This is a genomic window from Providencia sp. PROV252 (genome assembly GCF_033676005.1).
GTDB lineage: Bacteria > Pseudomonadota > Gammaproteobacteria > Enterobacterales > Enterobacteriaceae > Providencia > Providencia vermicola.
Genome location: NZ_CP096294.1, coordinates 2,870,338 through 2,890,298 on the forward strand (window position 1 = coordinate 2,870,338; position 19,961 = coordinate 2,890,298).

Genomic DNA, 19,961 nt, shown 5'->3' on the forward strand with positions numbered 1-19,961 from the left:
AATTAAGGCATGAAGGCAAATTGGTTTAAATTCAATAAATCAGGTAGTGGATGGGATTAAACGAGTATCACTCGCGTCCCTTGCGCTTGAATTCCTTTAATCACCTCAGGATTGGCATTTCTTCCCGTGATAAGAACATCAATTTTATTAGCTGGGCAAAATAACATTCCCGTTCGATGCCCCACTTTGGAACTGTCAACAACCACCACTAACTTGTCTATTTGATCTAGCATCTGTTGCTCTGCCACAGCGGTTAACATATCAGCTTTATATAAACCCGCTTCTGTTAGCCCCTTCCCTGACGTGAACATCCAGTTACCTGCGTAGCCCATCAGCGTATTGAGGGCTGGGTTTAAAAAGATGTTTTGTGCCTTATTATACTGCCCACCAATTAAAATGACGTCTTCATGGTCTTCATCAATCAAATAACTGGCCAGTGGAAAATAATTGGTCACAATCTGTACGTTTTTACCACAAAGCTGCTGCCCTAACATAAAGGCGGTTGAACCACAGTTAATCACTGCACTTTCCCCTGGTAGGCAAAGTTCAGCCGCTTTAATCGCGATTTCTGATTTTTCCTCGTAATGATCAGCACTATTAATATTGAGTGGTGTCCACTTACGCTTTTTCGTTTCAATTCGTTCTGCACCATTACGGACTTTCCGTAACTTACCCTGCTCGTCAAGCTTTGAAATATCACGACGCGCAGTAGCAGGAGACACATTAAACTGTTCGGTAATATGAGAAACGTTAATCACCCGCTGCGTTTCTAATAACGACAAGATTTCATTGTGTCTTTGCACTTCATTCATAACTATCGCCTTATTAAGAAATAATCACATCAATGACAACTTATGATTGAAAATGATTATTGGTGATTAGTTTTGATTCTATTTATCTCATCCAATATTGTCAACCTTTGCCTAAGCAAAAAATTGATATTTGATATAAATAAAATTATCATATTGATTTAAAAGATTATTTTAAATTTTACGTGATCAAGTCGCCATTTATTTATTTTTTTACTGGTAAAAAAACAGACAAATGCAAACAATCATAAAAGAGCAATTCGTGATTACATTTGATCATAATTGATTTTTGCGCGACCGTTTATCCATTTTAAATGATTATATCGCAATAACACCAGATACGATCAATATGATTAATCTCTGACCCCTATAAATTACAAATACAATTTGATTAGAGGTAAAAATATGGATTTTTTATACGACGCTTTCTATATTTTTTACAGCCAAGTAATGACTAAAGCGCCTCTGTTACTCGGCTTAGTCACTTTTATTGGTTACTGGTTGCTAAAGCGCGATGGAACAACAATTCTCAAGGGAACAATCAAAACGATTGTTGGCTTTATGTTAGTGGGTGTCGGAGCCAGCACCTTGGTATCTAGCTTTAAACCTGTTATTGAAAAAATGTCTGAATATCATGGCCTCACAGGTTCAGTTATCGACCCATACACCTCAATGATGGCAACCATGGAAACCATGGGTGATAACTATTCGTGGGTCGGCTATACCGTGTTGTTAGCTCTCGCGATTAATATTCTTTTAGTGCTCTTTCGCCGCATCACGGGTATTCGTACCATCATGTTGACAGGCCATATCATGTTCCAGCAAGCTGGCTTGATTGCTGTTTTCTATTTTGTGCTAGGTTCAAGCATGTGGGAAACTATTTTGTACTCTGCAGTCTTGATGGCGCTGTACTGGGGGATCTCCTCCAATATTATGTTTAAGCCAACGCAAGAAGTGACTGGCGGTGCTGGTTTTTCTATCGGTCACCAGCAGCAGTTTGCCTCCTGGATAGCCACTAAGGTTGCCCCAAAACTTGGTGATAAAAAAGACAGTGTTGATAACTTAAAATTGCCAAAATGGCTGCATATTTTCCACGATAGCATCTCCGCGACGGCCATTGTAATGACGCTCTTTTTTGGCGTTATTTTGATTTCTTTTGGTCTGACTAACCTGCAAACCATGGCAGGCACCACGCATTGGACTATCTACATTATTGAAACAGGACTGAAATTTGCCGTTGCTATTCAAATCATCGTGACAGGTGTGCGAATGTTTGTTGCAGAACTGTCTGAAGCATTTAAAGGCATTTCCGAGCGCGTTATTCCTAATGCCGTGCTCGCCATCGACTGTGCCGCTATCTATGCGTTCTCGCCAAATGCGATGGTCTTCGGCTTTATGTGGGGTGCAATCGGCCAGTTTGCTGCTGTATTGGGTATGTTAGCCTTCAACTCACCCATTATGATCATCCCAGGATTTATTCCGATGTTCTTCTCCAATGCGACCATCGGTATTTTCGCTAACCACTTTGGCGGTTGGAAAGCCGTGATGAAAGTCTGTTTTGTGATGGGCGTCATCGAAATTTTAGGATCTGCATGGGCGATTGACTTAATCAACCGCCAAGGCACGGATTTTAGTGGCTGGATGGGTATGGCCGACTGGGCATTAGCGTTCCCAGTGATTATGCAAGGCTTGTCATTCTCAAAAATGTTCTTCTTTGTGATTGTCGCTCTTGCCCTTGTCTACATGTACTTTGCCGCGAAAAAACTGCGAGCAGAAGAGGATGCCGAAGGTGCCCTTGAAGCAGCCATTGAAACAATAGAAGAAGACGTTGAATCAGCCCCACTTGAACACAGTGGTGCTAAACCAGTGCGCATCTTAGCAGTATGTGGTAATGGGCAAGGTTCCTCTATGATGATGAAAATGAAAATTGGCCAATACCTTGAGAAAAAAGGTATCCCACACGTTATGGATTCCTGTGCGGTATCCGACTATAAATCGAAATTAACAGCAACAGACATTATCGTCTCGTCAAAACATTTAAGTTCAGAAATGGACCCAGGTGAAGGTAAGTTCGTCCTTGGCGTACAAAACATGCTCAATCCTAATTCATTCGGTGACGAGTTGCTAAATATCATTCACACCAATTTTATTCGTAATTAATCATATTGATGCCTCGATAAACGTCCCCCCATAGCTATCGAGGCAATTATCACCCAAGAGGAAGTCATAATGGGATTCAAACAATCATTAATCGACAATAATTCTATTCAACTCCATGCCAATGCAGCCCATTGGCGCGATGCTGTTAAAATTGGCACAGATATGCTGGTTGCCTCAGGTGCAATCAAACCGACTTACCATGACGCCATCATCAGCAGTGTTGAAAAACTGGGCCCGTATATCTGCATCGCCCCGCATCTAGCCCTACCCCACGCGCGGCCTGAAGATGGCGTTATTCGCACTGCTTTTGCCTTAGTCACCTTAGAAAAACCCGTTATTTTTGATGGGGAAGATGAACCTGTCGACGTTTTAATTACACTTGCGGGTAGCTCTTCGGACGAACATATGGAAGGATTGATGGAGGTCACCCAAGTTCTTGACGATGAAGATAGTGAAACGGGTGTCGATCTTAACAAACTCCGCCAATGCCACACAGCCGACGATGTATATCGCGTGATTGATGAGGCACTCGCGAAAAATGCTTAAAAGGATTCATTGATATGTATAAAGTGCTCGCATTAGATTTAGATGGGACGGTTCTGACAGCTCAACACACAATCCACCCAGAAGTGAGGTCTGCTATTCAACATGCGGCAAAACACTGCCACGTAATGATTGTCACGGGACGTCACCACACCGCTGCGCGCCCTTATTACGATGAACTGGGGTTAACCACGCCAGTTATTTGCTGTAATGGTACCTATATCTATGATTATCAAAACGAAAAGGTGCTCACACAAACATCAATTGCCAAAGACGATGCCTTAGCCTTTATTGAATTGGCACAAAAAAAACAATTTAAATTGGTGCTGTATACCACCAATGAAATGACCTATTCAAAATCACAACCGATTGACTACATGAAAGATATGGAACAGTGGGCAGCGGATCCAAGCCTTGCTCATCCCCCTAAAATCTACCGTATTGATTCATTTGAAGAACAGGTTCGTGATACCGATTACGTTTGGAAATTTGTTGTTGAAGGTGACCCTAATGCCATTGAACAATTAATGGATGTCTCGTGGGTGAATGACAAATTCACTGCCGAACGTTCATGGGTCAACCGCATTGATATCGCCTGTAAAGGCAACAACAAAGGCATGCGCTTAGCGCAATACGTTAACCAACTCGGCCTCGAGCCTGAGCAAGTGATTGCCGTCGGCGATAACCATAATGATATTTCCATGATCCAATACGCAGGGCTGGGTGTTGCGATGCCTCACGCTGATGATGCAGTCAAAGAGCAAGCCAATGCTATCTGTGCCACCGATAACAATCACGATGGGCTCGCCCGTTTGATACGAGAAAAAATTCAAGGATAAAACCATGACTAAACCGTTGATCCAAATCGCGTTAGACCAAACTAACTTACCTGCGGCACTGGAAGTTGCTGAAAATGTACACACTTTTGTTGATATCATTGAAGTAGGCACAATTTTAGCGTTTGCTGATGGTATGAATGCAGTGTCGACGTTACGCCAAAGATATCCAGATCACATTCTGGTTTGCGATATGAAAACCACTGACGGTGGCGCAATTCTTTCGAAAATGGCATTTGAGGCAGGTGCAGATTGGATCACGGTGTCAGCGGCGGCACATATTGCCACCATTGCGGCCTGTAAAAAAGTCGCTGACGAATTTAAGCGTGAAATTCAAATTGAAATTTACGGCAATTGGACATTTGACGATGCACAAAATTGGGTAGATTTAGGTATCACTCAAGCTATTTACCACCGTTCCCGTGATGCCGAGCTCGCTGGTATTGGCTGGACCGATGAAGATATCGAAAAGATGCGTAAGTTATCTAGTTTAGGGCTAGCACTATCAATAACTGGTGGCATCGTGCCTGAAGATATTCACCTATTTAATGGCATTAAAGCCAAAGCCTTTATTGCTGGTCGTGCCTTAGTGGGTGAAAAAGGCAAAAAAACCGCGGAAGCGTTGCGTGAGCAAATTAATCGTTTCTGGAAATAAGCTATTTGATTTACCACCTATAGTTTGCCCTAAAATAATATTCATTTTTAGGGCAAATTATTTTTAGATTGTCACTAAATACATAAAATAAATGTCTCTGTGACTCGCTTAATTATTAAATTGCCGTTCCTTTATCCATAAAAACTCTTACAAGGCTCGCTGGGTTCCATTCGGACTTTATATTATTAACACCATGACTATTATATTTGTCCTGTAAGCGCATTGTTGCCAATGCATTTCCCAAGTATTCAAGTTTTTGTTGAGTTGTATATTCCCGCATACCAGGCAATAAATTACGATGAATAATTATTGGGGCTTCCACTCCATCTGCCTGATTAATTGTTACTTTATAGCCTGACTCAGATTGATAAATATATTGTGTTATTTTGTTTTCATTATTTTCTTTTAAAATAACTGGAGTTTCATTAAAGCTAATTAGGTATATCTCATTCATTCCATTGCCATAATCAATGGTGCATTCTCCCCTAACACCACCATCTATAATAAAAACATTATCTCCTTTTTTATCGTGTATTTTCCCATTATGCCCACTGATAATAAATACGTCATCGCCGGCACCACCATGCAAACTCGCAGTTCCTCCTCTCGCATCAAATACATTATTACTCAATTTATTTTTAGACAATGAAATAGAACCCTTTTCAACGTCAACTTTAAAATATCGACCATGACCACTTTCGTCCATTAAAACAGAAGATTTACCATTTATGTTAAGCACAAGCTCACCAAATGACTTGCCCTGATTAATGATAATATTCTCCTTAGACATATCAATGAAATCATGTGAAGTATTTTTGAAAAATCCCTTAAATGCATACATTGGTTGCCAAGGCAATAATGGTTTTTCCTTTTTCCAATACTGCTGATGTTCTGCTAAATATCTGACCATATAGCTCATACTTTCTTTTACGTCATTAGGGATATGTTGAGGAAGGCTATTATAGTGGTGAATATTATTTTTACGTCCCTCATTCTCTGGGAAATATTTTATTTTCACCTCACGAAGCTGCGATTTTGACGTATAAACTTGATACTTTGAGTTTTCTTCTTCGACTATTGTATATGCTTTATTAAAGTGCATTAAATGTATATTATTAATACCATTGTCATCATCTATAATTGTCGTTCCCATACCAATTGAGCCATCAACAATGTATTCGTCATTCCCCCATCCCCCCTTTAAAAGGTCATTACCTAAATCTGAAAGTAGCAAATCCCCTTGGCTCCCACCGTCTATAACATCATCACCGTTTCCACCGTAAAGAACGTTTATACCTTTTAATACCTTAACGTTATCATTCCCATCCCCTGCATTAATAATGATCCCCCCACCACTGAAATCTTTAATTTTATCATCACCTGCTAATGTGTCGAAAATCCCCTCAGGGCAAGCTTGCCCCCTAAGAAGATAAATGTCATCAGACTGTTGGGTAAGCTCACTCACTGGATTACCCACAATAACCTTATGCCCTTTAGGATCGAGTTTAATTTGATATATATTTCCATTTGCATCTTTTAGATACACAAGATTCAGCCGATTATGTTCATAATTAATAAATTTAATTCTTGATTTTTTATCATTAAATATATTTTTAAAATATATCGACTGACCATCCGCCGTCAAATCCTTGCCAAGTTCATCAGAAACCTTAATAATTATGCTTTCTTTCCCTGTATGATTTCCATGCACTTCTGAAAAATCAAATGTTACTTCAGAAATGATCAAGTTATCTCCTTTTAGTTGATAAATGTCATTTCCTTTCGTAACCATAATATAGCTATTTTTATTAATCATAGTGACTAAATCATCTTGGCTGCTACCTGTAAATCTTAAATTTTTAATATCTCCATTTAAGTTGAAATCCCCCCACATAGGAGCGTGATATCCATGGTTATTCACTATAATGTGTTTTTTCTCTTTATTAATAATAACGCGATCACTTTGATCCCTTGGAAGGTAATCCCTATTTTGTAAGTAGCTTACTTCGTAAAATTTCTCTATACTCTTCTTATAACTATTATTTGTTAAAATAGAATCTAATCTAAACCCATCCCGTGTATAGAGTTGATAATCATGATTTAATACTTTTCCCTCATCTAAGTCCTGATAAACATTTTTCAATTTGACGTTTAATTTTAAAGTTTCTGAGGGATTATGCGGTGATTTTGCGCTAATCGTTAGCACTAGGTCATTACCCGCCAATTTAACGTCTGTTATCTCATCTAAAGAATAGCCTAAATGAATTTTACTTTTCCCTTTTAATGTTTCAACAATCCTTGCGCTCAGTTTAGTTATTGGTTTGCTTTTCGTATTTTCCCATTGGAAACGGCGTAAATAATAACTGTCATCCCCATTTCCCCCTCTTGCAACTCCTGCCCTAAAAATAAGATGATCATCTCCATCATATCCATTAATTTTAGTTTTGATTAAACCTGCATCTAAAATATTAGCCCTCTTATTTCCCTTTAATAAAACTTTAAATTTAGTCTGCCCATTGAGTATTACATTACTGACATCTTTCAACCTGACCTCATAGCACTCTGCATTGCTTAACTTTATATTCTTATTCATTAAGTTGATATATATTGGAATGGCAACATCCTCCATTAAAAAATTATTTTTATTGCCATTTATAGTTTTTGAAAAATCAACATAATTATCCCTAAATAAAAAACTCACTGTTTCATCTTGCTTTAAGTTTTTAGTATAAATATCACTTGAAAACATATCAAATAAACTCAAAATCTATTCCCCTGTAAAATTTCATTAATAAAATTGAGGTTTTAATACAGCCACCTCAATTCCCCAGTGGAATTTAACATGTTATTTTTTGTTTTTTAAAAAAGTTAATCTGATATATCACCTTCTTTATTGATAAAAAAAATACAAAAAAAATTAACTTTATAATAGTTATATTAATGTTCTATTTTTAAGCCATTCATTTAAAATAAACATAAATTAGGCAAGTACCATTACCATGGTTCAGAAAATACTTTAGATAACCATATTTATATTAAAGTTAATAGGTGTCCATAAAAAAACACTCCACCGTTATGTTTCAATTCCTAACGATAGAGTGCCGTTCTTACTGAAATACTGAGTTTTTTAGCCTAGCTGTTTACGCGCATTACGGAAAATACGCATCCATGGGCTGTCCTCGCCCCATGTTTCTGGGTGCCAAGAATTGCTCACTGTACGGAATACACGCTCAGGGTGCGGCATCATGATAGTCGCGCGACCATCTTTCGATGTCACTGACGTAATACCATGAATCGAACCGTTCGGGTTCGCAGGGTATTGCTCCGTCACTTGCCCATAGTTGTTCACAAAACGCATCGCCACTAAGCCGTTATCTTCTAATTGCTGTAAGTGCGCTGCCGCGCGAACTTCCACTTGCCCCTCACCATGAGATACCGCAATCGCCATACGAGAACCTACCATATCTTGCAGTAATAACGATGGGCTGTTGGCGATTTCCACTAAGCTAAAGCGGGCTTCAAAGCGCTCTGAACGGTTACGAACAAAACGAGGCCAGAACTCAGCTCCTGGGATCAACTCATGTAAGTTGGACATCATTTGACAACCATTACATACACCCAGAGATAAGGTGTCAGGACGATTAAAGAACGCAGCAAACTCATCACGCACTTGGTTATTAAACAAAATCGATTTTGCCCAACCTTCACCCGCGCCCAGTACATCACCGTAGGAGAATCCACCACACGCTACCAGAGTTTGGAATTGTTCAAGGGATAAATTCCCCGCTAACAAATCACTCATATGTACATCAACCGCATCAAAGCCTGCTCGGTCAAAAGCAGCGGCCATCTCAACATGGGAATTAACCCCTTGCTCACGCAGCACGGCAACTTTAGGACGCACCCCAGATAAGATAAACGGCGCAGCAATATCATCGTCAATATCGTAAGTTAAATGAGCATTTAAGCCTGGGTCTTGGTTATCTTGCTTTATTGCGTGTTCTTCGTCTGCACACACTTCGTTATCACGCAGGCGTTGCATCTGCCATGTAGTTTCTGCCCACCATTGGCGCAGCAAGCTGCGTGATTCACGGTAAACGACCGTATCACGGCTGTTAATAATCACGACATCGTCATGAATTGCAGAGCCTAAATAATGCACACAATTCGCTAAACCCGCCTCTGCAAAGCAGGCCTCAACATAAGCTCTATCTGCACCACTGATTTGGATCACAGCACCTAATTCTTCGTTGAACAATGCAGCTAAGGTGTCTTCATCAAATGAGCTGATGTCGACATTAATTCCACAATGGCCTGCAAATGCCATTTCTGCTAAGGTGACGAATAGACCACCGTCTGACCGGTCGTGGTAAGCCAGCAATTTTTGCTCTGATAACAATTTTTGAATGGTATTGAAGAAACCGAGTAAACGCTCAGGGCTATGTACATCTGGTGCTTTATTTCCTAGTTGACGATAAACCTGTGCAAGCGCTGAACCGCCTAACGCGTTTTGACCTTCACCCAAGTCAATCAATAACAGCGCGTTATCTTCTACTGTTTTTAATTCAGGCGTTACTGTTAAACGTACATCTTCAACGCGACCAAACGCCGTGATCACCAATGACAGTGGTGATGTCATTTCACGATCTTCACCATTTTGCTGCCAACGCGTTTTCATCGACATGGAGTCTTTGCCCACTGGGATAGTTAAGCCCAATGCAGGACAAAGTTCTTCACCGACAGCTTTTACTGCTTCATATAGCCCAGCATCTTCCCCTGGATGACCTGCTGCTGCCATCCAGTTTGCAGATAATTTCACACGTTTAAGGTCTTGCACATAAGAACAAGCAAGGTTAGTGAGTGCTTCCCCTACCGCCATACGAGCCGATGCCGCAAAATCCACTAATGCCACTGGCGTTCTTTCACCAATTGACATGGACTCACCGTAGTAACTGTCTAAGCTCGCCGTAGTGACCGCACAATCAGCTACTGGGATTTGCCAAGGCCCTACCATTTGATCACGAGCAACCATTCCCGTTACCGTACGGTCACCTATCGTGATCAAGAAGGTTTTTTCTGCAACCGCTGGTAAGTGTAAAACACGTTTGACGGCTTCATTTAAATTAATCGCTGTTCTGTCTAATGCATCAGGCTCTGCTTTGAGGGTTTTCACATCACGTAGCATTTTGGGTGTTTTACCCAGTAATACATCCAATGGCATATCAATCGGTTGATTATCAAAATGCGCATCATTTAAGGTTAAATGGCGTTCTTCTGTCGCTTCACCAATCACCGCAAATGGCGCACGTTCACGCTCACAAATCGCTGTAAACTCAGCCAGATTCTCAGGGGCCACTGCCATCACATAACGTTCTTGAGATTCGTTACACCACACCTCTAATGGGCTCATACCAGGTTCGTCGTTCAAAATCTTACGTAATTCAAAACGGCCACCACGACCGCCATCACTGACGAGTTCGGGCATCGCATTGGATAACCCCCCAGCACCCACATCGTGAATAAATAAAATTGGGTTATCATCACCAAGCTGCCAACATCTGTCGATCACTTCTTGGCAACGTCGCTCCATTTCGGCGTTATCCCGCTGAACTGACGCAAAATCTAAGTCTGCATCTGACTGGCCTGATGCCATCGATGACGCCGCACCACCACCTAAGCCGATATTCATTGATGGGCCACCGAGTACGATCAATTTCGCCCCCACGGTGATCTCACCTTTTTGTACGTGATCTGCACGAATATTACCAATACCACCCGCTAACATAATTGGCTTGTGGTAGCCACGCAATTCTTCACCATTGTGGCTGTTCACTTTCTCTTCATATGTGCGGAAGTAACCTAATAATGCAGGACGACCAAATTCATTATTGAACGCAGCCCCTCCAAGCGGGCCTTCCATCATGATATCCAGTGCGTTCACAATGCGTTCTGGCTTACCAAAATCCTCTTCCCAAGGCTGTTCAAACCCAGGGATACGTAAATTAGACACTGAAAAGCCCACTAAGCCCGCTTTGGGCTTTGCCCCGCGTCCTGTCGCACCTTCATCACGAATTTCCCCACCAGAACCCGTTGCTGCACCAGGCCATGGTGAAATAGCCGTTGGGTGGTTATGGGTTTCCACTTTCATTAAAATGTGGGTATCTTCTTGGTGATAACGATATGTGCGACCTTCTGGCTCTGGGAAGAAACGCCCAACGACAGAGCCTTCCATTACCGCAGCATTGTCTTTATAAGCAGATAGCACGTGATCAGGTGTTTTTTCGAACGTGTTTTTGATCATCTTAAACAGCGATTTAGGCTGTTCTTGGCCATCAATGACCCAATCCGCATTAAAAATCTTATGGCGGCAATGTTCTGAGTTCGCTTGTGCAAACATATACAACTCAACGTCTGTTGGGTTACGTTTTAACCCCGTGAAGGCCGCTTGCAGATAATCAATTTCGTCATCCGCCAACGCTAACCCCATTTCTGTATTTGCTGTTGCCAGTGCTTGGCGTCCACCTTTGATAATATCGATGGTTTTCATCGGTGCAGGTTGTTGGTGTGCAAACAAGGCACCTGCTTGTTCAAAAGAAGAAAAAATTGTTTCCATCATACGGTCATGTAACAGTGCAATCACTTCATGCCACTGTGCTTGCGTTAATGCATTTCCCTGAACGTAGTAGGCAATACCGCGTTCAATGCGTTTAACTTGGGTAAGACCACAGTTGTGAGCAATATCCGTTGCTTTAGATGACCAAGGAGAAATTGTACCTGGGCGTGGAGTAACTAAAATCAATTTACCAAATGGGTCGTGCTCAGTTAGGGAAGGACCATATTTTAACAAACTGCTCAGTTTGCCTTGCTCACTATCACTTAACGGCGCTGATAAATCAGCAAAGTGCATATATTCAGCATAGATATCTGTTACAGGTAGTTGTTTTTCTGCAAACAACGCCAAAAGGCGGGTAATACGAAATGCTGATAGAGCAGGTGAACCACGCAAAATTTCCATAGTCTTAATTTCTCTCTTTTAAACGCCAGCCCTGAACATGAAAGCAGGGAAACTGGAGCACATTATAGAGCAATGTTCATCAATACGAAACCGTTTGCGTGATTAAAAATAAAGCGATTAGTTAAATATTATTATGTGCTAAATACGATAATATAGGTTGCACCGATCATAATTGTTGAGCAAAATACCCAACCACTGGAATTATAACCATTACTTAGCCATACTCTTTTTTAGACACCCACAACACCAGTGACTGCACGAGAAATTATTATTTGAATAACTTAAAAGTTAACTACTTAATCATCGTGGTTATCGCGCTACTGGCTTCAATGGTCATCGGCTTTAATATCCGCTGGCCCAATACGCAAGATTCACAAATTAATAAAATACTGTCACAAGGTGAATTACGTATTAGTGCCGTCAGCTCGCCACTTATCTATATAGATGAGCAAAAACAGCTTCGTGGTTTTGACTACGAGCTTGCTCAAGGCTTTGCTTCGTACCTAGGAGTCAAACTTAAAATTACTATCCGCCCGACATTCGAGCAGATTTTTGTCGACCTCGAAAATGGTGATGCTGATATCGCTGTTGCTGGGCTACTCTACAATAAAGACCGATTAACTAAGACCAAAACTGGCCCAAGCTACCTGACGGTGACTCAGCAATTGGTCTATCGTAAAGGTTCAACACGTCCTAAATCGTTTAATGATATCAATGGTAAACTGCTTGTCACTTCTGGCACAGCCCATGCAAGCACCTTAAAAGAGCTTGCCAAAGAATACCCAAACTTAAAATGGGAAGAGACCTCTAAATACAATACAAATCAGATCCTTGAAATGCTTGCTGATGGTGAAATCGACTATACCCTAGAAGACTCTATCGCCGTTGCATTACAACAGCGCATTCACCCACAGATAGCCGTCGCCTTTGATTTACTCGATGATCATGCTGTCACCTGGTATATGCGACGTGGTGAAGAAAATAGTTTAGATGCTGCCCTACTTGATTTTTTCAACCAAGGCAACGAAACGGAGCTTTTGGCTCGCTTGAATGAGAAATATTTTAGCCATGTGGAATCGTTCGATTATTTCGATACGATGGCATTTATTAAAGCAATCGATAATAAACTACCTGAATATCAACCATTATTTGAAAAATACGCTGAAGTGATTGATTGGAAACTCCTCGCCGCAATTGCGTGGCAAGAGTCTCATTGGGACCCCCTTGCGACTTCGCCAACAGGTGTACGTGGTTTAATGATGTTAACTAAACCTACGGCTGCGACGATGGGTATCTCAGACAGGTTAGATGCAGAAGAAAGCATTAAAGGTGGCGCAGCCTATATTGCTTATATAATGGAAAGGTTACCAGAAACTATTGCGGAAGATGACCGTATTTGGTTTGCACTTTCTGCTTATAATATGGGCTATGGGCATATGTTGGATGTACGAAAATTAACTCAGATGCTTGGTGGTGACCCAGACAGGTGGCTTGATGTTAAAGCACGGCTTCCACTGTTAACCCAGAAGAAATATTACTCACAGCTCACTTATGGTTATGCACGTGGGCATGAAGCTTATCGTTATGTAGAAAATATCCGCCGATACCATCAAAGCTTAGTGGGATACCTTCAAACACAAGAGCGTAAGCAGCATGCTTTGGATATTGCCCAACAGTCTTTAACCTATTTAATTTTGCCTGAGAACTTAAAAACGAAAGAGGCTAAAACTGTTGAAAACCAATCACCAATCCCTGACAATAATCATATTCCCTATTTAGGGGGATTGAACTCATCAAAGCTGTCTCAAGATAGCAATGAAAACACGAAAACATCACTCGGCCAATACCTCATTTCATTGCATCCTGAACCCAAAGAAACTGAATCAGAACAAAGCCCTGTGTTCATTTCCCCTCTTAAAACACCTAATTCAACACCTTAATCAGATTTTTTGCATCAATTCACAAAGCGTTAATTCTGTTGGCGCTTTTGTTCTTTTTTCTGTGTTCTACGCATTTTAAAAAAAGCACTCAGCATCGAGGAACATTCTTCTGCTAAAATTCCCCCCGTGACTTCCACATAATGGTTTAGCCCTGCTTGCTCCATGATGTTGATATAAGAACCACAGGCGCCTGTTTTAAAATCTTTCGCACCATAAACAACGCGCCTAATACGGCTATGGATCATCGCGCCTGCACACATTATGCAAGGCTCTAAAGTAACGTATAACGTGGTATCAAGCAGACGATAATTACTCAGTGTTTGCCCTGCTTGTTGCAGTGCCATAATTTCAGCATGGGCAGTCGGGTTATGGTCGAGAATCGAACGATTCCAACCAGAGGCGATTAACTGATTATCTTTAACTAATAATGCACCTACTGGGATTTCACCTACATCTTGTGCTTTTAAAGCAAGTTCAAGGGCTTGCTTCATCCAATATTCATCAATTTCTATTTGTGTCACTCTTACCTCTGGGCGCTTAACTCGAAAGCTAATTATTACCAAATGTCAGAGTGACTGCAATTTTAAATCTTAATCTTGAGATTCTTCACCCGACAAACTAATTACTCAATGCCAGTTTCGCTGCAAAGCCCATAAAGAAGGCCCCAACAGTGCAATTACCCAATTTTGCGAGAATTTTTTTCTCACGTAAAAATTTAGCAATCAAATAGCCACTAAAAATCAGTATGCTTAAATATAAAAAGCTGACTAACTCTAAGATTGTCGCCAGAACAAGGTATGGTACCCACGCATTCGCGTAGTTAAAATCAACAAACTGAATAAAAAACGAAATATAAAATAAAATCGCTTTTGGATTCGTAAGACTTAACGCTAAAGCGCGAACAAAATGGTTTTCTGACTTGACTGTCACCGCAACTTCTTCTCCCTCAACCTGTGGCTTGCGCTTTAATGTACCGTATAAGATTTTACAACCAAGATATAAAAGGTAAGCCGCACCAAGATAGCGAACAATCATAAAAAGGGTTGGAGATGCTTTAATCACAGATGCGACGCCGATAAAAGATAAAAAAACCAATATGGCATCACCTGTAAAAACGCCTAGTGCAGCTCGATAGCCATACCGAGCACCACTGGAAGTACTCGTTTTGAGTACATAAATCGAATTAGGCCCTGGTACAATAATAATGAAGACCAATCCAGCAAGATAAGTCCAGAAATTAAGAACCCCGAGAGTTTCAAACATGTTTGCATCCCTTTATATTTTTTATTATTACTACCATAGATTTCGTTATTTGTGAACACTATCATTATTTTGGTTTAAATATTAAAAACAATAGGTTATGTCACCCTCAAAAGGATCCGACTTGAATTTCGTTAACCACAGAGTTTATAAAATGAAATTTCTTTCAAAATAGATAATTATACAAAAAAAATTTTTTGATGATTTATCAACTTCAGAAACTAGATTAGTGCAATGCTTTATAACATCACTCTATCTATAGTCTCTTGTTATCATGATATTAATCATGGATAAAAATGAGTACTGGTGTAATTTATTCGACTCCACAGCTCAGGGCGTTTAAAATAGTTTTATAACGACAGAATCTAGATACACTCACTGATACATATGCTATATGTAAAGTGCAGTGCTTCTATATTACAACCTTTTGTTTTTCAATACGAAATATAACTTAAGTAAAACCCAAACTGGAAGTAACGAATAGGTGCAAGATATAAGTTACTGATTTTTAACTTAATTGAATGCAAGTTATTATAAATGGCACTGTTAATTACCAAAAAATGTATCAATTGCGATATGTGTGAACCCGAATGCCCTAATGATGCAATTTTTATGGGCGCTGAAATTTATGAAATTGACTCAAGCTTATGCACAGAGTGCGTTGGCCACTATGACAAACCGACTTGCCAGTCTGTTTGCCCTATTACTAACACCATTATTACTGACCCTAACCACATAGAAACTGAAGAACAGTTGTGGGATAAATTTGTCGCTATCCATCACGCAGATAAAATCTAACTTTAATTCCACTCACGATAACTTTATTTATAAAGCCGCCAGATATGACTGGCAGCTTTATATTCAGCCTATCAGAAGCAAATTCAATCACTAAGGCGTTCAATAATCACGGTAGCTGACGCATAATGCCGTTCATCCGTTATTGAAACGTGGAAACGGGTTGCGTTTAAGCTTTCAGCCAACTTTAATGCTTCCCCCTTTAAATTCAGCAATGGTTTACCCAGCTCATCATTCGTCACTTCAAACTGATTAAATGCTAGACCATTACGGATGCCCGTTCCCAAGGCTTTAGCTGCCGCTTCTTTAACTGCGAATCGTTTCGCCAAAAAACGAGCAGGCTTTGCTTGCTGCTGGTATTGCAAGAACTCTTTCTCAGTCAGAATTCGCTTGGCTAAGCTGTCGCCTGTACGTTCAATAACAGATTCAATACGCGTTATTTCAACGATATCTGTTCCTAGCCCAACAATTGCCATTATTTACGCGCTTCTAATAAGATTTTTTTCATATCAGCAACCGCTTGTGCGAGCCCGCTAAACAATGCACGCCCAATAATTGCATGGCCAATGTTTAACTCATAAATTTCAGGTAATTGTGCAATACGTTGAACATTATGGTAAGTCAAACCATGCCCTGCATTCACCTTGATACCTTTACCTGCCGCGTAAGTGACGCCATCACGGATACGGCGAAACTCTAACTCTTGTTCCTGCTCCGTTTTTGCATCCGCATATGCTCCAGTGTGGATCTCAATAAATGGCGCCCCACATTCCTGAGCAGCATCAATTTGTGTGTGGTCAGCATCAATAAATAGAGATACTAAAATACCGGCTTCAGTTAAGCGCTTCACTGCATCTGCCACTTTTTGCTTTTGACCTGCAACATCCAAACCACCTTCAGTGGTCACTTCTTCGCGCTTTTCAGGAACAAGACAACAAAATGCAGGTTTAATACGGCAAGCAATATCAACCATTTCATCCGTTACTGCCATTTCAAGGTTCATACGCGTTTGTATTGTTTTGTTGAGTAGCTCAACATCTCTATCCGTAATATGACGGCGGTCTTCACGTAAATGTACTGTGATGCCGTCTGCACCTGCTTGTTCAGCAACAAATGCGGCCTGCACAGGGTCAGGGTATTGCGTCCCTCGTGCATTTCTGACTGTCGCAATATGATCAATATTAACGCCTAATAAAAGCTCTGCCATTTTATACTCCCTTCAATAAACGGTAACGGATACTTCAATGCCACTATCCTACTGTAATTTTCAAAGTTCAGGGAATAAATCTTGTATCATTCGAGGCAAATTCCAAAACAACAACGCTATTACATATGAGGGATAAAATTTTTGCGAAGCGCTTCGTAAACTTTATGATGAGGCCCCAAACTTAGTGGTTTAACACCATAAAATGAGGTACAACCAATACAGAGCTGAAAAAGATAAGTTAGAAAGAGATAAAAAGAGGAATAAAACAAAACATAGCAGTTAATACATAAATAAAATCAATAATGAACTATTAGCTTGGTTTGTTCGCAGGGGGAGGTGATACGACAAATTGCCTAAACAACTCTCTACTTTTTAATGGCTTGCCACCTAAATAAGGTTTTAACGCCATACGAGTGAAACGCTTTGCAGCCTTTAGGGTGTCAGCATCAGGGAAATCACGGCTTGCAAGTGCTTTTAATTGTTTACCCGTAAAACTAAGTTGGTCAACAATTAAACTGCCTATAAAGCCTTTTTCCTCACGGTAGCGATAAGTCATTGTGTCAGAAACAGGCTCCCCACTACCTGCGCAATGTAAAAAATCCACGCCATAACCAAGGTAGGATAATAGCGCTAATTCAAACTGGCGCAAGGCAAATTCAGGGGTACGCTCGCTTGCGGCAAGGATTTGCAAACAAGAAAGGTAATCAAAAAATAACGCGGAGTAAGGCGTCCCAAACTCAATCACACGAGCCGTGAGTTCATTAAGGTACAGACCACTATAAAGAACAGTACCACTTAGAGGAAGTGCTAACGAAACAGGGTCTGCACTAATCAAGGTTTTAATTTCACCTTTGCCACTCCAACGGATTAGCAAAGGTGTGAAAGGCTGTAAACAGCCTCTTAAAGGGGAGCGATTGCGGCGAGCACCTTTAGCCAGTAAGCGAATTTTCCCTTCACCTTCAGTAAAGAAGTCAAGTAATAAACTTGTTTCACTGTAAGGCCTTGAATGGAGCACAAATGCGCGTTGCCAACCACTCACTCCGCCACCTACTATTTTAGATCGTCAACATAACCCAGACTGCGTAATGCTCTTTCATCATCCGCCCAGCCTGATTTAACTTTGACCCAAAGCTCAAGGTGAACTTTGTTATCAAACATGCGTTCCATGTCGATACGCGCTTCCGTACCAATAGTTTTCAGTTTGCTACCTTTGTTACCAATGACCATTTTTTTCTGGCCTTCACGTTCAACAAGAATTAAACCATTGATATGGTAAATACCTGTTTCGGTTACTTTAAATTGTTCAATTTCAACGGTAACAGAATAAGGTAACTCATCGCCCAAAAAGCGCATCAGCTTTTCACGGATCATTTCTGACGCCATAAAACGTTGAGAACGATCTGTAATATAGTCTTCAGGGAAATGATGTGTTGCTTCAGGGATATGTTGCTTCACAATTTTAGCGATTGTATCCACGCCAGTACCTTTTTCAGCACTGATAGGCACAACATCTAAAAAATTCATTTTTTGGCTGATCATGCCAATATGTGGCAATAAAACCGTCTTATCGGTCACGTTATCAATCTTATTGATTGCTAAAATGACAGGGCAACGTAAGCTTGATAGCTTAGTTAGAACCATTTCATCATCAGCGGTCCAGTTGGTACCTTCAACGACAAAAATGACCAGTTCAACATCACCAATAGAACTTGATGCTGCACGGTTCATTAAGCGGTTAATTGCACGTTTTTCTTCAATATGTAACCCTGGGGTATCAACATAGATAATTTGATAATTATCTTCTGTGTGGATCCCCATAATACGATGGCGAGTCGTCTGTGGCTTTCTCGAGGTGATCGAGACTTTTTGCCCCAGTAATTGATTTAATAATGTCGATTTACCGACATTCGGCCGTCCAACTATGGCAACGAAACCACAGTGGGATTGTAATTCACTCATTCAAGCTCCAAAATTTTCAATGCTTGCTCTGCTGCGGCTTGCTCTGCTTTACGACGACTTGAACCAACACCATGGATGGGTTGTTCGATGCCACTTACTTGGCAGTGGATCGTAAACTCCTGATCATGAGCCTCACCTTTTACTTGAACAACTAAATAGTTCGGTAATGGTAAGTGACGCCCTTGCAGATATTCTTGTAACCGTGTTTTCGGGTCTTTTTGTTTATCACCCGGACTAATTTCAATTAATCGGCTTTGATACCAATCTAAAATAATTCTTTCAATCGTTTGGATATCGCTGTCTAAGAAAATGCCACCTATCAGTGCTTCCACTGTATCTGCAAGAATTGATTCTCGACGAAATCCACCGCTTTTTAACTCACCTGGACCTAAGCGTAAGCACTCACCCAGTTCAAACTCACGGGCAATTTCTGCCAATGTATTTCCACGAACAAGTGTTGCCCGCATCCGGCTCATATCCCCCTCATCCACTTTAGGAAAACGGTGATACAGGTCATTTGCAATCACAAAACTTAAGATTGAATCCCCTAAAAACTCTAGGCGTTCATTATGTTTACTGCTGGCACTTCTGTGAGTTAAAGCTTGAATCAACAAATCATGTTGTTTGAATTGATAACCAAGCTTACGTTGTAATCTTTCTACTAAAGAGGGGTTCATGTGCGCCCAACCATTTTTATTTGATAAAAAAAGCACACGCAACAGACCTGTAAAATAATGTATTTTACAAAACTGTTGCGTTTGCACTGACTCCTTACCTACCCA

Annotated in this window: 16 protein-coding genes; 6 read left to right on the forward strand and 10 right to left on the reverse strand. The window is 40.6% G+C overall.

All coding sequences use genetic code 11. The features are described from left to right. Positions 1-56: 56 nt before the first annotated feature. The gene (gene ulaR, locus M1F05_RS13220) at positions 57-812 is read right to left on the reverse strand and encodes an HTH-type transcriptional regulator UlaR (protein ID WP_206082496.1); all 756 of its coding nucleotides are present in this window, start codon (positions 810-812) and stop codon (positions 57-59) included. Positions 813-1,214: 402 nt separating this feature from the next. On the opposite strand from ulaR, the gene M1F05_RS13225 reads away from it, so the two are divergent. The 4 genes from M1F05_RS13225 (at position 1,215) to M1F05_RS13240 (ending at position 5,003) form a co-directional block, all read left to right on the forward strand. Then, entirely contained in the window at positions 1,215-2,969 is a 1,755-nt protein-coding gene (locus tag M1F05_RS13225; RefSeq protein ID WP_206082497.1) for a PTS ascorbate-specific subunit IIBC, read from the forward strand. 69 nt (positions 2,970-3,038) lie between these two features. Continuing rightward, positions 3,039-3,515 carry a PTS sugar transporter subunit IIA gene (locus M1F05_RS13230; RefSeq protein WP_206082498.1) on the forward strand — a complete coding sequence of 159 codons (477 nt, stop codon included), beginning with the start codon at positions 3,039-3,041 and terminating at the stop codon, positions 3,513-3,515. A gap of 14 nt (positions 3,516-3,529) precedes the next feature. Next, positions 3,530-4,351 carry a Cof-type HAD-IIB family hydrolase gene (locus tag M1F05_RS13235; protein ID WP_206082499.1) on the forward strand — a complete coding sequence of 274 codons (822 nt, stop codon included), beginning with the start codon at positions 3,530-3,532 and terminating at the stop codon, positions 4,349-4,351. A 4-nt stretch (positions 4,352-4,355) separates the two neighbouring features. Next, on the forward strand, positions 4,356-5,003 hold the full coding sequence (locus M1F05_RS13240; protein ID WP_206082500.1) for a 3-keto-L-gulonate-6-phosphate decarboxylase UlaD: 648 nt from the start codon (positions 4,356-4,358) through the stop codon (positions 5,001-5,003). Positions 5,004-5,118: 115 nt separating this feature from the next. Here the strand turns inward: M1F05_RS13240 and M1F05_RS13245 are convergent, their stop codons facing one another. Both M1F05_RS13245 and purL read right to left on the reverse strand, forming a co-directional pair. Beyond that, on the reverse strand, positions 5,119-7,767 hold the full coding sequence (locus M1F05_RS13245) for a calcium-binding protein (RefSeq protein ID WP_206082501.1): 2,649 nt from the start codon (positions 7,765-7,767) through the stop codon (positions 5,119-5,121). A 363-nt stretch (positions 7,768-8,130) separates the two neighbouring features. After that, the gene (gene purL, locus M1F05_RS13250; RefSeq protein WP_206082502.1) at positions 8,131-12,018 is read right to left on the reverse strand and encodes a phosphoribosylformylglycinamidine synthase; all 3,888 of its coding nucleotides are present in this window, start codon (positions 12,016-12,018) and stop codon (positions 8,131-8,133) included. 329 nt (positions 12,019-12,347) lie between these two features. On the opposite strand from purL, the gene mltF reads away from it, so the two are divergent. Further along, entirely contained in the window at positions 12,348-13,958 is a 1,611-nt protein-coding gene (mltF, locus tag M1F05_RS13255) for a membrane-bound lytic murein transglycosylase MltF (protein ID WP_412990681.1), read from the forward strand. 29 nt (positions 13,959-13,987) lie between these two features. Here mltF and tadA read toward each other — a convergent pair whose 3' ends face one another. Together tadA and leuE are read right to left on the reverse strand one after the other, a co-directional pair. Beyond that, positions 13,988-14,479 (reverse strand): tRNA adenosine(34) deaminase TadA, encoded by a 492-nt coding sequence (tadA, locus tag M1F05_RS13260; protein WP_206082504.1) that lies wholly within the window; start codon positions 14,477-14,479, stop codon positions 13,988-13,990. A 97-nt stretch (positions 14,480-14,576) separates the two neighbouring features. Next, positions 14,577-15,221, reverse strand: a complete 645-nt coding sequence (gene leuE / locus M1F05_RS13265) for a leucine efflux protein LeuE (RefSeq protein WP_206082505.1) — start codon at positions 15,219-15,221, stop codon at positions 14,577-14,579. Positions 15,222-15,755: 534 nt separating this feature from the next. Between leuE and M1F05_RS13270 the strand changes: the two genes are divergently transcribed. Beyond that, positions 15,756-16,016 carry a YfhL family 4Fe-4S dicluster ferredoxin gene (locus tag M1F05_RS13270; RefSeq protein ID WP_206082506.1) on the forward strand — a complete coding sequence of 87 codons (261 nt, stop codon included), beginning with the start codon at positions 15,756-15,758 and terminating at the stop codon, positions 16,014-16,016. Between the two features lie 83 nt (positions 16,017-16,099). Here M1F05_RS13270 and acpS read toward each other — a convergent pair whose 3' ends face one another. The 5 genes from acpS to rnc form a co-directional block, all read right to left on the reverse strand. Further along, entirely contained in the window at positions 16,100-16,489 is a 390-nt protein-coding gene (gene acpS / locus M1F05_RS13275; RefSeq protein ID WP_206082507.1) for a holo-ACP synthase, read from the reverse strand. Next, on the reverse strand, positions 16,489-17,220 hold the full coding sequence (pdxJ, locus tag M1F05_RS13280) for a pyridoxine 5'-phosphate synthase (RefSeq protein WP_206082508.1): 732 nt from the start codon (positions 17,218-17,220) through the stop codon (positions 16,489-16,491). The genes acpS and pdxJ overlap by 1 nt, the downstream gene beginning before the upstream one ends. Before the next feature lie 310 nt (positions 17,221-17,530). Beyond that, a complete protein-coding gene (gene recO / locus M1F05_RS13285) occupies positions 17,531-18,259 on the reverse strand; it encodes a DNA repair protein RecO (RefSeq protein ID WP_206082509.1) in 729 nt (242 codons plus the stop codon). Between the two features lie 11 nt (positions 18,260-18,270). Further along, the gene (gene era / locus M1F05_RS13290; RefSeq protein WP_206082510.1) at positions 18,271-19,179 is read right to left on the reverse strand and encodes a GTPase Era; all 909 of its coding nucleotides are present in this window, start codon (positions 19,177-19,179) and stop codon (positions 18,271-18,273) included. Further along, a complete protein-coding gene (rnc, locus tag M1F05_RS13295) occupies positions 19,176-19,856 on the reverse strand; it encodes a ribonuclease III (protein WP_206082511.1) in 681 nt (226 codons plus the stop codon). The genes era and rnc overlap by 4 nt, the downstream gene beginning before the upstream one ends. Between the last annotated feature and the right edge of the window lie 105 nt (positions 19,857-19,961).

Excerpts from the sequence above, each read along its gene's own strand:
- M1F05_RS13240 (WP_206082500.1), top strand. The coding sequence starts at position 4,356 with ATGACTAAACCGTTGATCCAAATCGCGTTAGACCAAACTAACTTACCT.
- acpS (WP_206082507.1), bottom strand. The coding sequence starts at position 16,489 with ATGGCAATTGTTGGGCTAGGAACAGATATCGTTGAAATAACGCGTATT.
- purL (WP_206082502.1), bottom strand. The coding sequence starts at position 12,018 with ATGGAAATTTTGCGTGGTTCACCTGCTCTATCAGCATTTCGTATTACC.
- M1F05_RS13230 (WP_206082498.1), top strand. The coding sequence starts at position 3,039 with ATGGGATTCAAACAATCATTAATCGACAATAATTCTATTCAACTCCAT.
- mltF (WP_412990681.1), top strand. The coding sequence starts at position 12,348 with ATGGTCATCGGCTTTAATATCCGCTGGCCCAATACGCAAGATTCACAA.
- M1F05_RS13270 (WP_206082506.1), top strand. The coding sequence starts at position 15,756 with ATGGCACTGTTAATTACCAAAAAATGTATCAATTGCGATATGTGTGAA.
- rnc (WP_206082511.1), bottom strand. The coding sequence starts at position 19,856 with ATGAACCCCTCTTTAGTAGAAAGATTACAACGTAAGCTTGGTTATCAA.
- ulaR (WP_206082496.1), bottom strand. The coding sequence starts at position 812 with ATGAATGAAGTGCAAAGACACAATGAAATCTTGTCGTTATTAGAAACG.
- leuE (WP_206082505.1), bottom strand. The coding sequence starts at position 15,221 with ATGTTTGAAACTCTCGGGGTTCTTAATTTCTGGACTTATCTTGCTGGA.
- M1F05_RS13235 (WP_206082499.1), top strand. The coding sequence starts at position 3,530 with ATGTATAAAGTGCTCGCATTAGATTTAGATGGGACGGTTCTGACAGCT.
- pdxJ (WP_206082508.1), bottom strand. The coding sequence starts at position 17,220 with ATGGCAGAGCTTTTATTAGGCGTTAATATTGATCATATTGCGACAGTC.
- M1F05_RS13225 (WP_206082497.1), top strand. The coding sequence starts at position 1,215 with ATGGATTTTTTATACGACGCTTTCTATATTTTTTACAGCCAAGTAATG.
- era (WP_206082510.1), bottom strand. The coding sequence starts at position 19,179 with ATGAGTGAATTACAATCCCACTGTGGTTTCGTTGCCATAGTTGGACGG.